This is a genomic window from Yersinia fenwicki (assembly GCF_043099325.1).
GTDB lineage: Bacteria > Pseudomonadota > Gammaproteobacteria > Enterobacterales > Enterobacteriaceae > Yersinia.
In genome coordinates this window covers 2,926,623-2,946,740 of sequence record NZ_CP170755.1, presented here as the reverse complement: position 1 = coordinate 2,946,740, position 20,118 = coordinate 2,926,623, and the positions used below count along the sequence as shown (strand labels likewise).

Genomic DNA, 20,118 nt, shown 5'->3' with positions numbered 1-20,118 from the left:
TTACTCCATCATCTTTTCAATCGGTAATACCAGAATAGAGCTTGCACCCAGTGCTTTCAGTTTTTCCATGGTTTCCCAGAACAGAGTTTCGCTACTCACCATGTGCATCGCTACGCGGCTCTTGTCACCGGCCAATGGCAGAATGGTGGGGCGCTCGGCACCCGGCAGCAGCGTGATAATTTCGTCCAGACGTTCACTTGGCGCGTGCATCATGATGTATTTGGATTCACGTGCTTGAATCACACCCTGAATTCGGGTCATCAGGCGGTCAATCAGCTGTTGTTTATCAGCTGGCATTTCGCCATCACGCTGAATCAGGCAAGCTTTAGAGCGGTAAATTACTTCAACTTCGCGCAGGCCATTAGCTTCCAGGGTGGCACCGGTTGACACCAGATCACAGATGACGTCGGCCAAACCGGCACGTGGTGCCACTTCAACTGAACCATTGAGCAAACAGGATTTAAAAGTCACACCTTGCTTATCAAGATATTGCTTTAAAATGTGTGGGTAAGAGGTGGCGATACGCTTATTTTGTAAACATTGTGGGCCGGTATACTCGGTATCAAGCGATGCGGCCAGTGACAGTCGGCAACCACCGAAATCTAGACGGCGTAAGGTGAAGTAACGTGGGTCTTCACCTTGCGCACGGCGGCTCAGCAACTCTTCTTCCAGTACGTTCTCGCCAATGATCCCTAAATCAACCACTCCATCCATCACCAGCCCCGGGATATCGTCATCACGTACACGCAGGATATCGATTGGCATATTTTCAGCAAAAGCAATCAGGCGTTGTTGTTGTAAATTGATTTTAATCCCGCAGCGCGACAACAGCTCATGGCAATCGTCACTGAGGCGGCCTGATTTCTGCATCGCAATGCGTAAACGTGTTTTATCCAGCATGGTAATCCTCTTCTCTTTTAACTTTATAAAATGGTGAGCAACAAAAAAGCCCTCGGAAGATTATCTTCCGAGGGCTTTCTCTATTGCGTTCTACCGCCACCTGGAAGATTCGTTAACCGTCTTCCAGCACACATCGGCCTGCAAGACTAGTCAGGATGATGGTGATGATGGTGATTAAATTGAACGCGATTCATAGTAGCTTCTCTGTTTGGGCTTCCTGAGATAATCAGAATAGCCATATTTGTGACGTGCTATAATTTCTGTCAATCAACGTAAACCATCCTGCGGGTAGCGCGCAACCTTTTTTTCACCTGACGGCTTTACATCACGGTGATAAGTTGCGATTTATCGGTCAGTAATCGTTTTCTTTTCAGCGGTTATCTCTCATTTTTCTGTCAGTTTAAGCAGGAAATTGTTACGTATAGCCATTACACAGACAAATAAAAATACGTGCATAATATCGAGTCATTATTAGGTGACATTCGTTGGCGTAGGTTATTAGTATGGAGTGGGTTGTCGGTATGAACCGGTCGAGGGTAATTGAGATGAAAAAAGTAGCCATTATTGGTTTGGGCTGGCTGGGCATGCCACTGGCGCAATCACTGGTCCGACGCGGGGTGCAGGTCGTCGGAAGTAAAACCACGCTAGATGGCGTTGACGCTGCCAGAATGAGCGGAATTGATTGCTATCAACTGAAACTGACGCCGGAGCTGATTTGCGACCCGGATGACTTAGAACAGTTAATGACGGTAGATGCACTGGTTATCACCTTGCCAGCTAGCCGTACAGCTGAAGGGGGGGAACAGTATTTTCAAGCGGTGCAGATGGTCGTCGACAGTGCGTTAGCGTTCGGTGTACCTCGCATTATTTTTACCAGTTCTACTTCGGTTTATGGCGAAACTCGTGGCCGAATCAAAGAAGACTCCCCCCTGCAACCGGTGACCTCTGCGGGCAAAACGCTGGCAGAGCTCGAACTCTGGTTACACAAATTACCCAATACCTCGGTGGATATTTTACGTCTGGCGGGGCTGGTGGGAACAGATCGCCATCCTGGCCGTTTCCTTGCCGGTAAAACTAATGTTAAAGGTGGTTCGCAGGGCGTTAATTTGGTGCATCAGGAAGATGTCATTTCTGCCATCGAATTGCTGCTCAATCTGCCCAGAGGCGGCCATATTTACAACCTGTGCGCGCCAGCCCATCCGCGCAAACGCGATTTTTACCCTGAGTGCGCGCGTGCGTTACAACTGACACCACCTGAGTTTGCACCCGAGGAGGTGGAGGAAGCACCCCGCGAGATTGATGGGAGTAAGATTTGCAGTGAATTAGGGTTTGAATATCAATACCCAGACCCGGCAAGAATGCCTTTGAATTAGTCAAATGAAAGGGCTGCATACTACGTACAGCCTTTCACTTATCTGTATATCACCGCTTTTGATGAATATAGGTCAGTGCCAGCGCCATCGCGAGAACCAATCCTTTGATAATATCCATCGCGTAGTAAGGCACTGACAGCATCACCAGCCCATTTTGCAGTACACCAAGGATAATCGCACCAATTAAGGTGCCGAAGGCGTTGGGTTTACCGGAACCGGCGAGTGAAAAGCCAATATAGGCTGCTGCCACGGCATCCATCAGATAGCCGCCGCCGGCATTGACTTGTGACGAGCCAATCCTGGATGCCAGCAAAATTCCCCCCAGCGCCGCCAGCAGAGATGACAATACATAAGCCAGCACTCGATAACGCACCGTTCGAATGCCCGCCAAACGCGCCGCTTCCGGATTTCCACCGATGGCATACATCCGACGACCATGCTTGGTCAGCGACAAATACAACTGCACTACAATTGTTACCGCCAACATAATAAGCACTATCACCGGCACTTGACCCAGCGCTGAAAACATCTCAGGAATGACACCTTCCGCCATATCGCCGCTGGGTAGCAGCATATTCTGCGTAATAGAGCCACCATAGCTATACGTCATGGCCACGCCCTGAATCACAAAGAGGCTGGCCAAGGTTGCCAGCATATCGGGGATTTTCAGCACCACAATCAGAAAGGCATTAAACAGCCCCACCAGAGTACAAATAAGTAAGGTCAGGATGATGGCTCCGGTAGTGCCAAACCCGTACCAGACAAACAGTGATACTACGATGGCATTCGCCAGCGACGCGGTGGAGCCAACCGATAAATCAAAGCCGCCAATCGACAGGGAAATCGACACGCCGATAGCAATCACGGTCACAATAGCAATGGAGCGTAAAATGTTGATGATATTGTTGGGATCAAGAAAATTGTCTGAGGCTAGCCCAAATAACGCGATTAGCGCCACAACGGTGAGCAACATCCCCCATTTGTAGAGAAAATCAAACAACTGGTGACGCCACGGCTGTGCGTCTTGCAGGGGTATTTCTTTACTCACTGAGGGGTTCCTCCAGTTGAAAATAGTAATAATGTTTCTTCATCGATATCGGCGGCATTCAGTTCAGCCACAATACGCCCATCCCACAACACACAGATACGATCACATAAACCGACTAATTCAGAGAATTCACCGGAAGCATAAATAATACCTTTTCCCTGCCGTGCTAACCCATCAATCAGATTGAATAGATCCTGTTTGGCTTTGATATCCACCCCTTTGGTTGGCTCATCAAAAATCAGCACTTGGGCATTCCCGCGCAACCACTTACCGATCGCCACTTTTTGCTGATTCCCCCCAGATAAGCGGGCCAGTTTTTGTTGCGGCGAAGAGGTGCGGACTCCCAGTCGCTGAATAAGCGCTTTAGCCCAACTCAACTCCTGGCGGCGGCTAAAAATGCTCCAGCGGGAAAAGCTGTCATCAGCGGCCACACTCAGGTTCATCGGGATACCTTCGTGGATAAAAATGCCTTCTTTACGTCGCTCTTCTGGTACCAAAGCCAACCCCTGCGCGACAGAGCGGTCTGGCGAACGCGGTTTCCACGGTTTGCCCTGTAATTCACCCCGATCAACACGGCTTGGCGTGGCACCAAATAAGGCTTTGCACAATTCGGTTTTACCCGCTCCAGCCAACCCGGCAATCCCTAAAATTTCTCCTTCATGCAATGTCAGCGAAATATCGTGTAACTTGTGTTGGTCATGTAATCCCTTAACGGACAATAAGGTTTTGTCGCTGAAAGCGGCTCGTCGAGGGGGATAAATATCATCCAAAGTATGGCCGAGCATTTTTTCGACAATTTGTTCACCACTCAGGTCACCCATTGCATCATGGCTGATCTTGCGGCCATCGCGTAATACGGTCAGTTGATCACAAACTTCCCGTAACTCATGAATGCGGTGCGAAATGAAAACGATGGCTATCCCTTCGGATTGCAGGCGACGAACCACTCTAAACAGACGCGCACTCTCTTCTTGATCCAGTGGCGCGGTGGGCTCATCCAGAATCAGAAAACGGCATTGATGGGAGAGGGCACGGGCTAACAGCACCTGCTGCTTTTCGGCTAATGTGCAGGATTCCAGACGCTGGCGCACATTCAATTTGAGATCAAGTTGCCCGAGTAGCGCTTCTGCCTGACGGTACAGATGCGGCCAGTTAAACAGATGCCCCTGTTCAGCTAGCGTATCCAGCATAATATTTTCTGCTACTGACAGCGTTGGAATCAGCGCAACATCAACTTCTTGCTGAACCACATGAATACCATGCTGTTTTGCCTGACGGGGTGAGTGAATATCTACCTGCTGACCATCAATGAATATCTCACCGCGATAGTGATTGTGGGCACCGGAAAGGATCGCCATCAAGGTCGATTTACCCGCCCCATTAGCACCGACTAATGCATGTGTCGACCCACCTTCCAGTGTAAAATCAACTTGTTGCAAGGCATGAAATCCAGAAAACGAGATAGAGATATTTCGCATCTCAAGGCGGGCGGGAGTGATGGTAGACATAATTTCGATGACTGCCCTATAAAAGATTGTAACGAAACAGGCAGTCAATAATGCTGCTTATATCATTCTTTTTTAACACAGTTTCTATTATTCGCAACAAACTAAAATAGTTAAGGTATATCAAAAAATTATTAAACAATGCTAAGTATGCCCTTAAGATGGGAAAACGCAGATGACATCACAACTTAAAATAAATAATGATTGAAAAGGAACAGGGGCATGAGCACGAACGCAATTCGAGTGCAGGTAGGGCCTGCCAACTATTTTTCTTTTCCAGGCGCTATCGACAAACTGAGTGAGTTTTATCCTCGGGCGGCACGGGAAAATGCGCTGTGGATCTATGGCGAGCGTGCTTTGGCCGCGGCGATTGATTATCTGCCAGTAGAATTTAACAGCCCTCAGGCGGTGCGCGCTCCATTTTCGACCCATTGCAGTGAATCTACTGTTGCTGATTTAGTCAGCGCGGCGGGCAGTGATCGGCAAGTCGTTATAGGCATTGGCGGTGGGGCGGTATTAGATACGGCAAAAGTAGTGGCGCGTAAACTTGGTTTGCCGCTGGTGGCCATTCCGACTATTGCCGCGACTTGTGCGGCCTGGACACCACTGTCAGTTTGGTATGACGATGCCGGACAAGCACTGAATTTTGAAATATTCAAAGATGCCAATCACTTGGTATTGGTTGAGCCGCGCATTATTTTGCAAGCGCCAGCGGAATATCTGCTGGCTGGGATTGGCGATACCCTGGCGAAATGGTACGAGGCGGTGGTCCTTAGCCCGCAACCAGAAACGTTATCTTTGACAGTTCGTTTGGGGTTACAGGCCGCTTTGGAGATTCGCAATGTGCTGCTCAAACAGAGTGAGGCTGCATTGCAAGCGGTGAAACAGGGTGAGTTGACACAAGATTTCCTGGATGTGGTCGATGCAATTATTGCCGGTGGTGGTATGGTCGGTGGGCTGGGTGAGCGCTATACCCGAGTGGCGGCTGCGCATGCGGTACATAACGGTTTGACACTATTGCCACAAACTGAACATTTCCTGCATGGCACTAAAGTCGCCTATGGAATATTGGTTCAGACTGCCTTGTTGGAGCAGGATGAAGCCTTGCAATCACTGATTGTGGCATTTAATCAATTGGGCTTACCAACACATCTGGCGGCGCTGGATATTGATATTAATGACCGCGATGCCATTGAGTTGGTGATTGGCCGAATTCTGAAGCCGAGTGAGTCAATTCATTATCTGCCTGTTGAGCTGAATTCAGACAAAATGTGGGCTGCGATTGAGCGGGTGGAAATTGCCGCTCAGCGCTGATACAGCATAGAAATAGCCGTTTAGATCAAACTGTCATAAGAATATTGTTTCAAGCGGTTTAACATCTTGTTTTTTGCTCCCTAGTTAGGGCAAAATACACGACATGGAATAACCGACGTTTAAACGCGTCGGTTATTTTTTTGCATTCGTGTTTTCACAAATCAAGAGGCCGGACAACGATCCGGATAGATAAACAGGTCCGCGAGCGATTATTCACATACGAAAATCGCCGTTATGAGGAAAGAAAGATGGGGCAATTATTCACACTGGCGCCGGTGCCCACCGGTATGCGCTGCACATGCAGCGATTATGGAGCAACAGGTATAGCACATACCCGTTACACCGCTCTCGTTTCCCCACTTACGTATCCCAGGCAGATACGAAGTTTCCCCGTCACCTCTGACCTGCGAGCTACACTTGCAAATTGGGTTAAAGGTATGGGGAGGCTGAATCATGACGCATAATGCAACTGTTGCAGTCGGCACCAATCAAACTGGCACCAATAACCGCGTTCAACTCAGAAAAACACTGACGTTGGTGCAAGTTGTGATGATGGGTCTGGCTTATTTACAGCCAATGACCATTTTCGATACTTTCGGCATTGTTTCCGGCTTGACCGATGGTCACGTCGCGACTTCTTACGCCATTGCGTTGATAGCAGTGCTGTTTACTGCCATCAGCTATGGCAAATTGGTTAAGCGCTTCCCGTCTGCGGGTTCGGCCTATACCTATGCCCAGAAATCCATTAGCCCAAATGTTGGCTTTATGGTGGGTTGGTCATCATTGCTGGACTATCTGTTCATGCCGATGATTAACATTCTGTTGGCAAAAATTTATCTCGAAGCTATCTTCCCTGGTGTGCCATCGTGGATTTTTGTTGGCGCGTTGGTCAGCTTGATGACGCTGTTTAACCTGCGTGGTATCAACGTGGTAGCCAACTTGAACTCGATTATTGTTGTGGTTCAGGTGGCTATCATGGTGGTCTTTATGGGGCTGCTGATTCACGGTGTTTATCAGGGCGAAGGCGCGGGTACACTAGTTAGTCCACGTCCGTTCTACTCTGAAAATGCCCACTTGGTGCCGATGATAACCGGGGCCACAATATTGTGTTTCTCATTCCTCGGTTTCGATGGCATCAGTTCACTGTCTGAAGAAACCCCGAATGCGGGCAAAGTGATCCCGAAAGCGATTTTTCTGACGGCATTGATTGGCGGCGTGATCTTTATTGTCGTGTCTTATTTCCTGCAACTCTATTTCCCGGACATTTCACGCTTCAGTGACCCTGATGCGTCACAGCCGGAAATTATGTTGTTTGTTGCCGGTAAATTCTTCCAGTCAGTTATTCTGTGCTTCTCCTGTGTCACCGTATTGGCATCAGGTATGGCCGCGCACGCCGGTGTTTCCCGCTTGCTCTATGTGATGGGGCGAGATGGAGTATTCCCGGAGAAAGTGTTTGGTTATGTGCATCCGAAATGGCGTACTCCAGCCATCAACGTATTGCTGGTTGGCGGCGTGGCATTGTCTGCTATTTCGTTTGACTTGGTGACTGCAACGGCATTGATTAACTTCGGTGCGTTGGTAGCCTTTACCTTCGTTAACCTGTCAGTGATTTCACAGTTTTATATCCGTGAACGCTGTAACAAAACGTTCAAGGATCATTTCCGCTACCTGATTCTGCCTATGATTGGTGCAGGTACAGTTGGCGTGCTGTGGATGAATTTGGAAAGCAGCTCAATGACGCTGGGTTTGGTATGGGGTTCAATTGGCTTGCTTTATATGGTCTGGAAAACCCGTGCTTTCCGTCAGGCATTGCCACAGTTTAATGGCGAGCTGGCGCAGTAACTGTGTTGCTATTAAGTGATAATTGACTAGAACGGAGCCTGAAAATGGCTCCGTTTTTTATGGGCTATTCATCACGGGTGAGGTTAGCTCACCAGATCTCTGGCGTAGTCAAACAGGGCTTTCAGCAGTGCCAGCTTCTCTTTATCCTCCTCATGCTGGTTATATAACTCTTCCAGTTGCAGCACATAGTCTTGCACTTTTTCTGGATTAAGCGCTTCGCGACGATGCTCTAACCAGCGCTTTTGCTCACTGTCAGTCAACGTATTTGGATAATTACGTGCGCGGAAACGGAATAACAATGCTTCCAACCGTGGGTCTTGGAAGGTCAGATCAAGTGCTGGCAGATTTTGCGGCTCAGTTTGTAAAATGATTTTCATAGTAGCGCGGTCAGCATCACTGAAAAACCCGTTATACAGCTGAGCATCCACATCATCAGAAACGGCAAAAGGCTCAGCCTCAGCAAACAGAGCGACCACTTTTTCACGAACTTGCGGATTTTGCCGCAATAATTGCAAATTTTGCAGGCAACGCTGGCGATCAATACCTAAACGATCGGCATTTTCCGGTAGCAGGGTTTTCGCGGGGGCGAGAACCGGGCATTTATTGATATGCACCAGTTTCAGTGGCACGGCGACATCTTGGGCATTGAGTTTGTCGCGGCGAGTATAGAGACGTTCACGTAGTGTATCGCTATCCAACTCTAGCAGGGGTGACATATCACCCGCCAGATCGCACATAACCACCGCATTTTTATTCTCAGGATGCCATGCCAACGGCGCAACCCAACTGGTGTTACCTCGTGCCGCACCAAACATGCCAGATACATGAACCAGTGGCGTCATATCTGCAATATCAATCAATGCGTTGATTTTGTGTTTACTGCGGTGCTGATAGAGGTAATCAAACAGCCGTGGCTGTGCTTGTTTTACCAGCTTTGCCATAGCGATAGTGGCATACACATCAGACATCGCATCATGGGCATGTAAGTGTTCAACACCATTGGCTTTGGTCAAATGCTCCAACTTGAAACTGGGTAAACCCTCTTCGTTTTCCGGCCAGATAATACCCTCGGGGCGCAGGGCGTAACAGGCGCGCATCACATCGAGTAAGTCCCAGCGAGAGTTCCCACCTTGCCAGCTGTAGGCATAAGGATCATAAAAATTGCGGTAGAAAATATTGCGACTAACTTCATCATCAAAACGAATGTTGTTGTAACCAAGAATACAGGTACCAGGCACATTGAAAGCTTGATGGATTTGACGGGCAAACTCGGCTTCAGTTACCCCATTAGCTAAGGCATGTTGCGGAGTGATACCGGTTATCATCACGGCTTCCGGCTGCGGTAGGTAGTCATCTGCGGGAGCGCAGTAAATCACCAGCGGTTCTTCGATGATATTGAAATTCAAATCGGTACGTACCCCGGCAAACTGTGCTGGCCTGTCTAACGCCGGGCGCTGACCGAAGGTCTCATAATCATGAATGTAGAATGTTGGCTGCTTATTTTTATCTGACATTATGCGGTTTAACCCTTAATTCTCATATACTCGTCATACTCCGAGCTGCATGTGCGTTGGCTGTGTTCGTTATCCGGCTCGGCCTTTACGAGGCCGCTCCCAGCAGATTTGTCACCCGAATCACTTACAACACAGTAAACTCATCGGGATTAATGAGCCTCAACGAGGCTCACTCTACGGGCTAACATAAATGCTGTTCAAATCGGTTCTCACCGAGTTGTCGTTCACTGGCCGCCTTCCTGCAACTCGAATTATTTTGGGTATAGTTCTTCTTTATGATGGGTCACTGCCCGCGCTAAGCCGCAGTGACCCACGGCATTAGCGCTAGAATATCATTTCAGGCGAGTCGGGACGTCAGGATTTATTTTGAAATAATTATGTTTCAGCTAAAATGGATCGATCCAACTAATATTTACCTACCGTTTACTTAGCTATTTATACAATCCGCCTACTGAATATAATAAGTAGGATTCATGGTGAAAACACTTCTGTTAACCGGTGCCACAGGTTTTCTGGGCGGAGCTGTGCTCGAAAAGTTATTGTTGGAAAATTCAGATTTTAATTATTTATTATTAGTCCGGGCCAATACACCGGAACAGGGATTAACACGTATTCGTGAGAATATGGCGAAGTTTTATCTCCCTAATGGGCAACTGAGTAAGATTGATATTAGCCATATTTTATTAGGGGATTTAGCTGAGCCGGACAGTTTTATTAATGACCCGCGTATTGATGGGGTGACGCATGTTATTAATTGTGCCGCCGTCGCATCATTCGGTAATAACCCACTAATCTGGAAAGTGAATGTCGATGGCACATTAGCTTTTGGCAAAAGAATGTCGCAGGTTGCTGGTTTACAAAGATTCATCCATGTGGGAACGGCTATGTCTTGCACTCCCGATGCCGATACTGTGGTGAGCGAGCAGGTTTTATCCGCAGAAGATGACGCCCATTTGGTGGAATACACTAAATCTAAATCAGCAATTGAGCGCTTATTGGCTGAAGAATGCCCAGGGCTGCCCTTGGTATTTGCCCGACCATCGATTGTGGTTGGCCATACCCGGCTGGGCTGCCAACCATCCAGCAGCATCTTTTGGGTATTCCGCATGGCATTAATGCTACGTAAGTTCATGTGCTCTCTGGATGACTATATCGATGTTATTCCAGTCGATTATTGCGCAGACGCTTTAGTGTGTATTTTACTGCATCCAAACTTACCCGATAATATCTATCATATTTCAGCCGGCGAGAAAAATAGCGTTAGTTTTTCCCAGATTGATCAGGCGATGTCAACCGCTGCCCGAGAGAAACCTATGGGTGCGGATTATTGCCAGGTCGAATACAGTGCATTGGTACAAATGCGTAACCAACTGAAAGGGATTTTTGGCCCCTGTAATGAGCGCCTAATGCTAAAAGCCATGCGCTTATATGGTGCATTTGCCATGCTTAACGTACGGTTCAGTAATGAACGTTTGCTCAGCTTGGGAATGCCGCCGTCGCCACGGTTCACCGATTATATTGCTTGTTGTGTCGAGTCCAGCTTTGGCGTGTCTATTGTTCAACAAATGGCGGTTGACTTTAAATAAGCTAATTTCCCCGATTGGCAATACCCAACGGGGAATACTTATTCCCCCCCATTTATTCCTGCTACTTTTGGTAACGGTTAATCCGATGCCATTGCGCAATAACTCGGCTAAACTTAGGTTTTGGTATCTTATTGGAAGTAGGTCTGTGTGCGCCTGAATAAAAAAATATCGCCATTGGATAACCTGATCTACACCCATTACCGCATCACTCACGCTTTACGTATTACATTAGCGTTTATCTTAACATTTCTGATTATTCGCTTACTGGCTATTCCGGAAGGTACCTGGCCGCTAATCACATTAGTGGTGGTAATGGGGCCGATATCCTATTGGGGCAATGTACTGACCAGAGCGATGCAGCGTATTGGCGGTACTGTTTTTGGTGCGATATCCGGCTTGATTGCTCTGTATCTGGAGTCTTATTCCTTAACACTTATGCTGGCCTGGTGTGGGGTTGTGATGTTCCTGTGCGGCTACCTAACGTTGGGCAAGCGCCCCTACATGGCTTTGCTTATCGGTATAACTCTGGCGGTGGTGTGCGGATCTGCCCCTGGAGATATGACTACAGCTCTGTGGCGTAGCGGCGATGTTATTTTTGGTTCATTATTGGCATTGGTCTTTACCAGCGTCTATCCACAACGCGCTTTTACCCATTGGCGGATGCAGATGAGTGATAATCTGCGGACCATTAGTCAAGTCTATGCGGCTTATTTATCGCCCAATGTTATCGAGCGCCCACGGTTAGAGCCTAAATTAAAAACTGCACTCAGTCAGTCGGTTAAAATGCGCACTTTTATTGCGCCTGCCAGTAAAGAATCTCATATTAATAAAGACGTTTTTGAGGCTATTCAAACACTGAGCCGTAACCTGATTTGCACGCTAGAATTGCTGGTGGATGCTTATTGGTCATCGCGGGAGAGCCATTTTATTATGCTCAATGCCAAGGGTTTGCGCAGTACTCAGTTGATGACAATCCGCACTTTGAATACATTAAGTGACAGCCTGCGCGATGGTTCTCCTGCCCGTGAGCGGGAAGTTGCCGGTGAGCTGAGTGAAATATCTACTGAGTTGAAATCATTGATGTTGGTCGTGACACAAGAGCAGCAGATAGAAACACCGATTTATGGCTATGTTTGGCTGAGTATGGAGTTAACTAAACAGCTTGAGGAATTAGACGATCTGATTAATATGACTTTACGCAGGTGATCTATTGTTGGATTCAGGAAGATGATATTTCTGTCTGACGGGTAAAGCAGGTAAGATAAGTCTAGCCAATGAATCTTGTCATCAGGCACAACAAAGCGGTATGGTTCACATAGCCTGGTCACCAGCAATTGAATTTGTGTAAAACTTAAGTGAAGGTGTGAAAATGGATAATGCAAGTAAGCCAACTTTCCAGGACGTTTTGGAGTTTGTGCGTATGTTCCGTCGCAAAAACAAGTTGCAGCGTGAAATCGTTGATAACGAAAAGAAAATTCGCGATAACCAAAAACGCGTTCTGTTGCTCGATAACCTGAGTGAATACATCAAGCCAGGGATGAGCATCGAAGAGGTTCAAGCCATTATCGCTAACATGCGTGTTGACTACGAAGATCGTGTCGATGAATACATCATTAAAAACGCAGATCTGTCTAAAGAACGCCGTGAATTGTCGAAAAAACTGAAAGCGATGGGCGAAGTTAAATAACTTAAGCTCAACGTGAAATAGCTTATTTTACCGCTATTAATAGAAAGGCTGGCATTAATCGCCAGCCTTTTCTATCTATCAATATCTTAGCTTGATGGTTTGTTCTGGCGTAAGAAACGAAACGCTGGGATCTTCGCACCTTTAACAAAGATAAATGCCAACAGCAATGAACCCCACAGCGCCATGGTGATATAACTACTCACGCCCATGATATTCAGCCCGCTCTCCAGCATTTGCAGCAGGAACAGCGCTAACACGATGCCGAAAATCTTACCAAACCCGCCATCAGGATTAACCCCGCCTAAGACCGTTGCCAGGATAGTAATAAGTAACAGTGATTCGCCATAGGAGGCTTTGGCCGAGTTTAGCTTGGACATCATCAACAAGGCCGCGACGGCGCACAGTAACGATGAAATCACGTACACCCAAACCAGCGTGCGGCGAGTATTAATTCCGGAGAAGAAAGTGGCTTTCTCATTGGAACCGGACAGGTATATCTGCCGGCCAAGCGGGGTTTTGGCTAAAATAAGCCAGATAACCAACGCCACCGCAGCAAACAGATAAAGTGGTACCGGAACCCCAAGAAAATAGCTGCGATCCAACGCCAGCACATAGTTAGGGAAATTAGAGATCGCCGATCCTTTGGAAATAAGTACATTCACGCCTTTGAGCAAGGTCATGATACCCAGTGTGGCCAAAATAGGAGAGACACGCACCACCGAGATAAGCACCCCATTGATAAGCCCTACCACCAAAGCGACCGAAGTACCTGCCAGCAACATCAATACCATTGAGCTGAATGTGGGCTCCAAATGGGTACACACCCAGGCCATTACCAGTGCACTGGCATTTGCAGTAGCTATAATTGAAAGGTTGATACCGCCCGTCAGCATGGTAATCGCCATTGCCAGTGTTAATACTCCGGCAACCGGGATTTGTGAAGCGATAGATTGGAAGTTAGCCGTCGACCAGAACACATAAGGAATAAACAGGCTAAACCCGATAGAAACCAGTACCAGTAAAGCCAATAACCAGCTCTCGGTATGATCACGTTGCGTTGTTTTCGACATGGCTATATCCCTACCTTATGACGTTGGCCCCAGGCGGTCATACTGATACTGATGATGATCACCAGACCGATAACCACGGTATGCCAGTACGACGAAATACCCAGTAAATTCAAACCATTTTGCAATATCGCCAGCAGGATCACCCCCAGCAGCGTGCCGGTTAGGGTGCCGCGTCCGCCAACAATACTGGTGCCACCCAGTACTACCGCTGCCAGCACGGTGAGTTCATAACCGAGCAATGAATCGGGCGCTACCGTCAAGACGGTATAGGACTGCACCACTCCGGCAATGCCGGATAAAAAGCCCATATAGCCATAAACAAACAGTTGCAGCTTGAGGATACTGAACCCCATGCGGGAAGCCGCTTCCTGATTGCCACCCAATGCATAAATTTGCCGACCAATACTGGTGCGTGTCATCAGCAGAGCCGTGACAATAATGGTCGCAAGCAATGTCAATATGGGCAACGAAAGACCATAGTCATAGCCATCGGCGGCGGTGAAGGAGAATAGCATTGGTCCATGTTCGAACCATTCCGGATAGGTATATAGCCAGACACCACGACTGAGATACAGCAGTAATCCATAGAATATATTCAGCGTAGAAATGGTGATAATGATAGACGGGACGCGCAGACGATTAACCAACAGCGCATTTATTAACCCTAATAATAAACCGATACCACCGGCCAGCGCGAAAGCCACCGGGAAGTTGCCACCGAACTTCACAATTAATGTCACCATGACATATTGCGAGATAATGGTCATCGCTGGGAATGAAATATCAATACCGCCAGAAATCAACACGATAAATAAGCCACAGGCCAAGATAGTCAACATGGCATAGTTATTTATCAAGTCATAAATATTGGCGAGCGTCAGAAAATCTGGGCTGGTGAAAGCAAGATAAGTCGAAATAATTAATATGGTGAAAGCCAACATCACTTCATGGCGTTTCAGATGTTCTTTATTGAATAGACCTGTTTTACCAACATCAGGTCTATTGAGTGCATGGGGATTAGCCATTTACTACCTCCGCAATGGCTGCTTCGCTGCTGTTACTTGGCAAGAACTCCTGCACCAGCCGCCCAGACCGCATCACTAAAATACGGTGGCTATTAAAGTAGGCTTCATCAATCTCATCACAAACCATTAATACCGCAATCCCCCGAGCAGCCAGCGCGTTGATAATATTATAAATACCGGCTTTATTGGCGATATCTACCCCAACGGTGGGTGAGTCGAGAATCAATATTTGTGGGTCAGTTGCCAGCCATTTGGCAATAGCAATACGCTGCGCATTCCCGCCAGATAAGGTATTGACCGGTAAATCGCTATTACCAATTTTGATAGATAGATGCTTAACCATGTCTTCAACCAATGTATCGACTCGCTCGGTACGCATCAGATGGAAAGTGTTTTTAAGCCGGTGTAAAACGGTGGCGCTGATATTGTCGCGAATTGATTGTTCCATAATCAGTCCGGTACTCATGCGATCTTCCGAGACATAACCCACGCCAGCGGCGATAGCATCGCGGTTGCTGGTAAAATACATCGCCTTATCATTGATACGAATGGTGCCTGACTCTGGTGCAGTTAAACCAAATAGACTAAGGCACAATTCTGTGCGGCCAGAACCCAATAAGCCGACCAGTGAGACAATTTCACCCGGATGCAATGTCAGTGAGATATCGTGATATTCGTTGCCACGGGAAAGCTCTTCCACTGCCAGCACTGGCGCAAGCGAAGCGCTATAGGGTGGCAGAACCTGAAAATCAAACTTCATACCGGTCATCAGCCAGGCCAGCCGTGTATTATCAACTTCAGCGGCAGGGTAGGTTCCGACCCAGTTACCATCTTTGAGCACAGTAATACGGTCTGAAATTTCCAGTACTTCGCTCAACCGGTGGCTGACAAATACTACGCAGATATTGCGTGATTTCAGTTCATGCACCACCCGTAGCAAGCCGTTAACTTCTTGCCTTGTCAGAGATGCGGTCGGTTCATCCATCACAATTAGCCGGGCATCCTGCGCCAGCGCACGGCAGATTGCGACTAACTGTTTCTGGGCGATGGGGAGGTCTTCAACCAATTCATCCAGATTAAGATGGGCATCAATGCTCTTGATGACACGCTCGGCGGTTTCCCGCATCTGACGTTTGTTCACCCACAGATGATGGTGATAATGGTTCATGGCGATATTCTCAGCCACGGTCAAGTTGGGGAATAATGATAAATCTTGATAAATCACCTGAATCCCCAGCCGGACAGATTCAATGGGCGTCAGGGTTGAATAGGTTTTACCATCGATAGTCATCGTGGCGTCGGTATCGGGTTGATAAACACCGGAGATAATCTTGATCAGTGTGGATTTGCCGCAACCGTTTTGCCCTGCAAGGCAATGCACCTCACCGGGTAACAGGGTCATAGCCACCTTATCCAGCGCTTTGACGCCATAAAAGGTTTTACTGATATTTTCCAGGGTAATAAATGGCTGCATAGATCCTCTGGATATAAATAGATACTACCTAAACCATAAAAAACCAGATAAGGCACTGCAGCAATGAGGCTGTAGCAATATTAATTGAAGGGGGAAGCGTTCCGTTGGGGTCGTAGCGGCGTAAGCCGCCGGAGTGCCCCTAGGAGCGTTAACCCCTTCTATCTTCTAAACTTATTGGCTGGCTTTTTTATTAATTGCAGAGCCAAACTGGAGTCCGGCCCTGCAATAACTCAGTGAATTAATACAGTGAATCCACGTTGTCTTTGGTAACTCGTAACACATTATGGAACTGAATCAGGTGCTTAGCTTGATCAACTTCCGCTTTACCTACTCCTGGGATCTCCATGCCTGTTTCGATTTTCTCGCCTTTCAGCACTTTATCAGCTACCGCTGTCATGGCATAACCGGCAGAACCTGGGTCATAAGTCACGCCCATGGCAATATCGCCACTTTTAACCAGTGATGCAGCCTGAGATGGGATCATCATGCCGAACACATGGACATTGTTTTTCGCCCGTTTTTCTTTCACTGCACGGCCTGCACCAATCGGGCCTTGTGAACCGAAAGCAACAATACCTTTCAAATCACTATGCGCTTTCATCAAATCCAGTGTGGTACGGCGTGAGTCATCAATGCTCTCAGCGACCGGCATACGGCTGGTCACTTCAAACATTTCCGGGTAATGCTCTTTCTGGTATTTAACAAACAAATCGGCCCACAGGTTATGTTGTGGCACGGTCAGGCTACCCACATAAATCACATAGCCACCTTTACCGCCCATAGCTTTCGCCATTTCTTCCACGTTATCGGCAGCGAATTTGGCGTTATCAATGATTTCGATATCCCAGTTAGCGCTAGGCTGCCCCGGAGATTCGTTGGTTAATACCACGATGCCAGCATCGCGCGCTTTCTTGAATACCGGTTCCAACACATCGGCATCGTTTGGCACGATACTGATGGCGCTGACTTTTTTGGCGATTAAATCCTCAATGATCTTCACTTGTTGTGGGGCGTCGGTACTGGATGGGCCGACTTGATAGGCTTTGATCCCGAGATCTTTACCGGCGCGTTCCACACCCTCGCCCATGCGGTTGAACCAGGGCATTCCGGCGATTTTCGAAATATTGACGACTTCGACTTCTTGCGCCAAAGCACTGCCTGAGCACACCATCATGCTAAACAGACTGGCCGCCAATAACGTTTTTACACTCAGTTTTTTCATCTAAGGCTCCCGGAGCTAATGTAGGTTGAGGCTATCGTAGTTAGGTGTTGACGCAATATTCTGTATATACCCGTCGCCCTTCAAGATGCAGGGGTGTTGGCTGCCCTAACTCACCCCAGTTACTTAGTTATCTAAGCTCCTGGGGATTTGCGCGGTTGCCGCCTACCTGCATCTCGAAGTAACTTGGCTATGACTTAAGTTTTATTTATGTTTTTAAAAAAATGAAGATTTATCAGGAAGCAGATTTTACATCTGCACTACATTTCCTGTAGAGGGACTCTACTGCCCCAATAGCCATTTTCCCCATATCTATAAATGCTATTTACATGGATAAAATAGCTGCTTTCCCTGTTTGTGACTGGCGTCATGATTCTGAGGGGGAGAACAAAGAGAGTTGCACAGAAATGGTAGGCAGAAGGGTAATAACAATGTTTTTTACATGGACATTCTGGTTTGATGAGTTTGACGGTGACCTGAATTGGATGGCAGCTTGATGGCGTTACCGCACTCCGCCGGGCACCATCGTTAATAAGTGCTGGCTCGGGTAGTTTTGCGTGATATTGCGCTGTTGTAATTGCCAATAAAGCTGTTCCACATCATGGCGTTGACGGTCTAATAATAACCCCACTACACTGCCGCTGTGTGCCACATTCAGTCCATATAAATCTAGTTCTTCGACTAATTCCAGCAGAGCGCAGAAATCGGGTTTAACCAGTAGGTGCTGGCTAGCCTGTGCGCTAAGTGTGGTGGACTGGCCTAGCAGGGCGCAATCATGGCGCTCAGCGGCCTGTGTAAACAGTTGCCATGCCTGTTCTAACGATGGAGCGCTTGCCAGCAGGGCTGTCTGGCGATGCCGACGATGATAATCCTCGGTGTTGAGGCATTGTGGGCTTTCCAGCAGCAGAATATCCATGCTGGGTTGCCAATCATAAGAAATCTGTGTGGCGGCGGTTTGATGATCAAACAAGGTCAGCCGTTGAAACAGGGTGCTGTCAGTGGGTTCAAGGCTAACACACAAGGCAGCCAGTACGGCTTCATCCAGTGTTTCCCCCAAGTGACGTGCGGTTGCCAGAGCAGTGGCGGCAATATCTGCGGTGCTGCTGGCTAATCCTTTTGCCACCGGAATGGTGGAATCAAAATTGATGTGTAGGCCACGGGCCATCTCTGCTGGTTGGTCAAAATAAGCCAATACTGCTTTCAGCATTTGGCGCATCCGTGGTCGTTCGCGACTGCCCGGCACACCGTCGGTCACTGATACCGTACTAAACCAGTTTATCGGGCAAGAAATGAGCTTCTCCCCACCCAGTATCCAGCCCTGAATCAACTCACCACAGGAGGCGGGGCAACGGGCCTCAGCCATGGCTAAAAACCTGCTGTAACGCGGTGACCAGCCGTTGATTGTCCGTTGCACTTTTGATAGCCACACGATAGTGGTCGCGGGTCAGTCCGGGGTAATTGGCGCAATGGCGAATCAGAATATGGTGCTGTAATAATGCCGGTTGTAGCGCTATTTCCGGCCTTAAACAGCGCAAGAAAAGATAGTTGGCGCAACCTTGCCACACCTGCAATGCGGGAATAGAGCATAATTGTTGATAGAGCCAATGCTGCTGCTGTGCCAACCATTCATGAGTGGCTTGAATATAAGGCTGGTCATCGAGAATAATCTCACCTGCCAATGCGGCGAAGGCATTGATGGTCCAGGGTTCGCGCTGCTGTTTCATGTGCTCGATGCCTTTCAAATCACCGCTAAGCAAGTATCCCAACCGTAACCCCGGAATAGCGAAAAACTTGGTCAGTGAGCGCAATATATAAAGGTGCGGGAAATCAGCCAATTGCGGGATAAGTCCCGGCGCATCAGGGAGGAAATCAATAAAGGCTTCATCAACAATTAACGCAATTTGGTATTGATGACAGCAGCGTATAATCGCTTGCAGCAGGTCAGCATCTGGCATCAGTCCGGTCGGGTTATTGGGAGTCGCCAGAAACAGGCAGTCAGGGCGCTGCTGTTCTAATACCGCCAGCAGTCGCTCATCGGGCTGATAGCCATCAGCTTCACTCATCGGATAATCATCAATCTGGCAACCGATCCGTTGCAGGGCGCGACGATATTCAGCAAAACCCGGTGTCAGCAGCAGGGCAGTGCGAGGTTGCAGGTAGTGCACTACGGCATAAATGAGTTCGGTTGCACCATTGCCTGCCATGATATTTTCGGGCAAACAATGGTGAGCGCGGGCCAGTGCACTGTGCAGTTGGCGATACTCAACATCAGGGTAGTGTTCCGCGCGTGCTAACTGTTCAACAATGGCGGTTTTTAGGGAGTCTGGCATTCCCAACGGGTTAATATTGGCACTGAAATCAATAATGTTCTCTGCGTTTGTCCCGATTTTCAGTGCCATTTCCAGCACATTCCCGCCATGTTCGCTCATTACCGCGTTATTCCCCTATTTAGCATGTGTGTTCAGAGTACCATACCCTTCGCCCTTGATGCTGTAGGGTTGTTTGCTACACTCACTCACCCGAATCACTTACTTATGTAAGCTCATCGGGATGTGCTCACT

Annotated in this window: 17 protein-coding genes and 1 other annotated feature; of the genes, 6 read left to right on the top strand and 11 right to left on the bottom strand. The window is 48.0% G+C overall.

The window, feature by feature from the left end:
• Both hisG and hisL read right to left on the bottom strand, forming a co-directional pair.
• Entirely contained in the window at positions 1-900 is a 900-nt protein-coding gene (hisG, locus tag ACF3VQ_RS13525; protein WP_004388789.1) for an ATP phosphoribosyltransferase, read from the bottom strand.
• A gap of 40 nt (positions 901-940) precedes the next feature.
• Positions 941-1,071 (bottom strand) — a sequence feature (His leader region).
• The gene (gene hisL / locus ACF3VQ_RS13520; protein ID WP_002231208.1) at positions 1,047-1,094 is read right to left on the bottom strand and encodes a his operon leader peptide; all 48 of its coding nucleotides are present in this window, start codon (positions 1,092-1,094) and stop codon (positions 1,047-1,049) included. Its footprint overlaps the feature before it by 25 nt.
• A gap of 351 nt (positions 1,095-1,445) precedes the next feature.
• Between hisL and ACF3VQ_RS13515 the strand changes: the two genes are divergently transcribed.
• A complete protein-coding gene (locus tag ACF3VQ_RS13515) occupies positions 1,446-2,273 on the top strand; it encodes an SDR family oxidoreductase (RefSeq protein ID WP_392431529.1) in 828 nt (275 codons plus the stop codon).
• Positions 2,274-2,322: 49 nt separating this feature from the next.
• Here the strand turns inward: ACF3VQ_RS13515 and ACF3VQ_RS13510 are convergent, their stop codons facing one another.
• Entirely contained in the window at positions 2,323-3,321 is a 999-nt protein-coding gene (locus ACF3VQ_RS13510) for an ABC transporter permease (RefSeq protein WP_392431527.1), read from the bottom strand.
• Positions 3,318-4,829 carry a sugar ABC transporter ATP-binding protein gene (locus tag ACF3VQ_RS13505; RefSeq protein WP_392431525.1) on the bottom strand — a complete coding sequence of 504 codons (1,512 nt, stop codon included), beginning with the start codon at positions 4,827-4,829 and terminating at the stop codon, positions 3,318-3,320. Before ACF3VQ_RS13505 ends, ACF3VQ_RS13510 begins: the two co-directional genes overlap by 4 nt.
• A 219-nt stretch (positions 4,830-5,048) precedes the next feature.
• Here ACF3VQ_RS13505 and ACF3VQ_RS13500 point away from each other — a divergent pair, with 219 nt between their 5' ends.
• A complete protein-coding gene (locus tag ACF3VQ_RS13500; protein ID WP_392431523.1) occupies positions 5,049-6,140 on the top strand; it encodes an oxidoreductase in 1,092 nt (363 codons plus the stop codon).
• A gap of 453 nt (positions 6,141-6,593) precedes the next feature.
• The gene (locus tag ACF3VQ_RS13495) at positions 6,594-7,982 is read left to right on the top strand and encodes an APC family permease (RefSeq protein WP_392431521.1); all 1,389 of its coding nucleotides are present in this window, start codon (positions 6,594-6,596) and stop codon (positions 7,980-7,982) included.
• 83 nt (positions 7,983-8,065) lie between these two features.
• On the opposite strand, the gene sbcB is transcribed toward ACF3VQ_RS13495, so the two are convergent.
• Positions 8,066-9,496, bottom strand: a complete 1,431-nt coding sequence (gene sbcB / locus ACF3VQ_RS13490) for an exodeoxyribonuclease I (protein ID WP_392431519.1) — start codon at positions 9,494-9,496, stop codon at positions 8,066-8,068.
• Positions 9,497-9,972: 476 nt separating this feature from the next.
• Here sbcB and ACF3VQ_RS13485 point away from each other — a divergent pair, with 476 nt between their 5' ends.
• The 3 genes from ACF3VQ_RS13485 (at position 9,973) to tmaR (ending at position 12,769) form a co-directional block, all read left to right on the top strand.
• On the top strand, positions 9,973-11,082 hold the full coding sequence (locus ACF3VQ_RS13485; protein WP_392435585.1) for an SDR family oxidoreductase: 1,110 nt from the start codon (positions 9,973-9,975) through the stop codon (positions 11,080-11,082).
• 147 nt (positions 11,083-11,229) lie between these two features.
• Complete coding sequence (locus tag ACF3VQ_RS13480) at positions 11,230-12,288, top strand: FUSC family protein (protein WP_392431518.1); 1,059 nt, start codon at positions 11,230-11,232, stop codon at positions 12,286-12,288.
• Positions 12,289-12,451: 163 nt separating this feature from the next.
• Positions 12,452-12,769, top strand: a complete 318-nt coding sequence (gene tmaR / locus ACF3VQ_RS13475; RefSeq protein ID WP_005157740.1) for a PTS system regulator TmaR — start codon at positions 12,452-12,454, stop codon at positions 12,767-12,769.
• 86 nt (positions 12,770-12,855) lie between these two features.
• On the opposite strand, the gene ACF3VQ_RS13470 is transcribed toward tmaR, so the two are convergent.
• The 6 genes from ACF3VQ_RS13470 to cobD all read right to left on the bottom strand — a co-directional run bounded on the left by ACF3VQ_RS13470 (position 12,856) and on the right by cobD (position 19,986).
• Positions 12,856-13,839, bottom strand: a complete 984-nt coding sequence (locus ACF3VQ_RS13470) for an ABC transporter permease (protein WP_392431515.1) — start codon at positions 13,837-13,839, stop codon at positions 12,856-12,858.
• Between the two features lie 2 nt (positions 13,840-13,841).
• Positions 13,842-14,780: an ABC transporter permease gene (locus tag ACF3VQ_RS13465; RefSeq protein ID WP_392435584.1), complete on the bottom strand. Its 939-nt coding sequence runs from the start codon at positions 14,778-14,780 to the stop codon at positions 13,842-13,844.
• A gap of 76 nt (positions 14,781-14,856) precedes the next feature.
• The gene (locus ACF3VQ_RS13460; RefSeq protein ID WP_392431513.1) at positions 14,857-16,338 is read right to left on the bottom strand and encodes a sugar ABC transporter ATP-binding protein; all 1,482 of its coding nucleotides are present in this window, start codon (positions 16,336-16,338) and stop codon (positions 14,857-14,859) included.
• 238 nt (positions 16,339-16,576) lie between these two features.
• Positions 16,577-17,512: an autoinducer 2 ABC transporter substrate-binding protein gene (locus tag ACF3VQ_RS13455; protein WP_223300574.1), complete on the bottom strand. Its 936-nt coding sequence runs from the start codon at positions 17,510-17,512 to the stop codon at positions 16,577-16,579.
• 547 nt (positions 17,513-18,059) lie between these two features.
• Positions 18,060-18,920, bottom strand: a complete 861-nt coding sequence (locus tag ACF3VQ_RS13450) for a GHMP kinase (RefSeq protein WP_392431511.1) — start codon at positions 18,918-18,920, stop codon at positions 18,060-18,062.
• On the bottom strand, positions 18,913-19,986 hold the full coding sequence (cobD, locus tag ACF3VQ_RS13445; RefSeq protein WP_392431509.1) for a threonine-phosphate decarboxylase CobD: 1,074 nt from the start codon (positions 19,984-19,986) through the stop codon (positions 18,913-18,915). Before cobD ends, ACF3VQ_RS13450 begins: the two co-directional genes overlap by 8 nt.
• Positions 19,987-20,118: the final 132 nt, after the last annotated feature.

Excerpts from the sequence above, each read along its gene's own strand:
- ACF3VQ_RS13505 (WP_392431525.1), bottom strand. The coding sequence starts at position 4,829 with ATGTCTACCATCACTCCCGCCCGCCTTGAGATGCGAAATATCTCTATC.
- cobD (WP_392431509.1), bottom strand. The coding sequence starts at position 19,986 with ATGAGCGAACATGGCGGGAATGTGCTGGAAATGGCACTGAAAATCGGG.
- ACF3VQ_RS13470 (WP_392431515.1), bottom strand. The coding sequence starts at position 13,839 with ATGTCGAAAACAACGCAACGTGATCATACCGAGAGCTGGTTATTGGCT.
- ACF3VQ_RS13515 (WP_392431529.1), top strand. The coding sequence starts at position 1,446 with ATGAAAAAAGTAGCCATTATTGGTTTGGGCTGGCTGGGCATGCCACTG.
- hisG (WP_004388789.1), bottom strand. The coding sequence starts at position 900 with ATGCTGGATAAAACACGTTTACGCATTGCGATGCAGAAATCAGGCCGC.
- ACF3VQ_RS13460 (WP_392431513.1), bottom strand. The coding sequence starts at position 16,338 with ATGCAGCCATTTATTACCCTGGAAAATATCAGTAAAACCTTTTATGGC.
- ACF3VQ_RS13495 (WP_392431521.1), top strand. The coding sequence starts at position 6,594 with ATGACGCATAATGCAACTGTTGCAGTCGGCACCAATCAAACTGGCACC.
- tmaR (WP_005157740.1), top strand. The coding sequence starts at position 12,452 with ATGGATAATGCAAGTAAGCCAACTTTCCAGGACGTTTTGGAGTTTGTG.
- ACF3VQ_RS13500 (WP_392431523.1), top strand. The coding sequence starts at position 5,049 with ATGAGCACGAACGCAATTCGAGTGCAGGTAGGGCCTGCCAACTATTTT.
- sbcB (WP_392431519.1), bottom strand. The coding sequence starts at position 9,496 with ATGTCAGATAAAAATAAGCAGCCAACATTCTACATTCATGATTATGAG.
- ACF3VQ_RS13455 (WP_223300574.1), bottom strand. The coding sequence starts at position 17,512 with ATGATGGTGTGCTCAGGCAGTGCTTTGGCGCAAGAAGTCGAAGTCGTC.
- ACF3VQ_RS13465 (WP_392435584.1), bottom strand. The coding sequence starts at position 14,780 with ATGTTGGCTTTCACCATATTAATTATTTCGACTTATCTTGCTTTCACC.
- ACF3VQ_RS13450 (WP_392431511.1), bottom strand. The coding sequence starts at position 18,920 with ATGGCTGAGGCCCGTTGCCCCGCCTCCTGTGGTGAGTTGATTCAGGGC.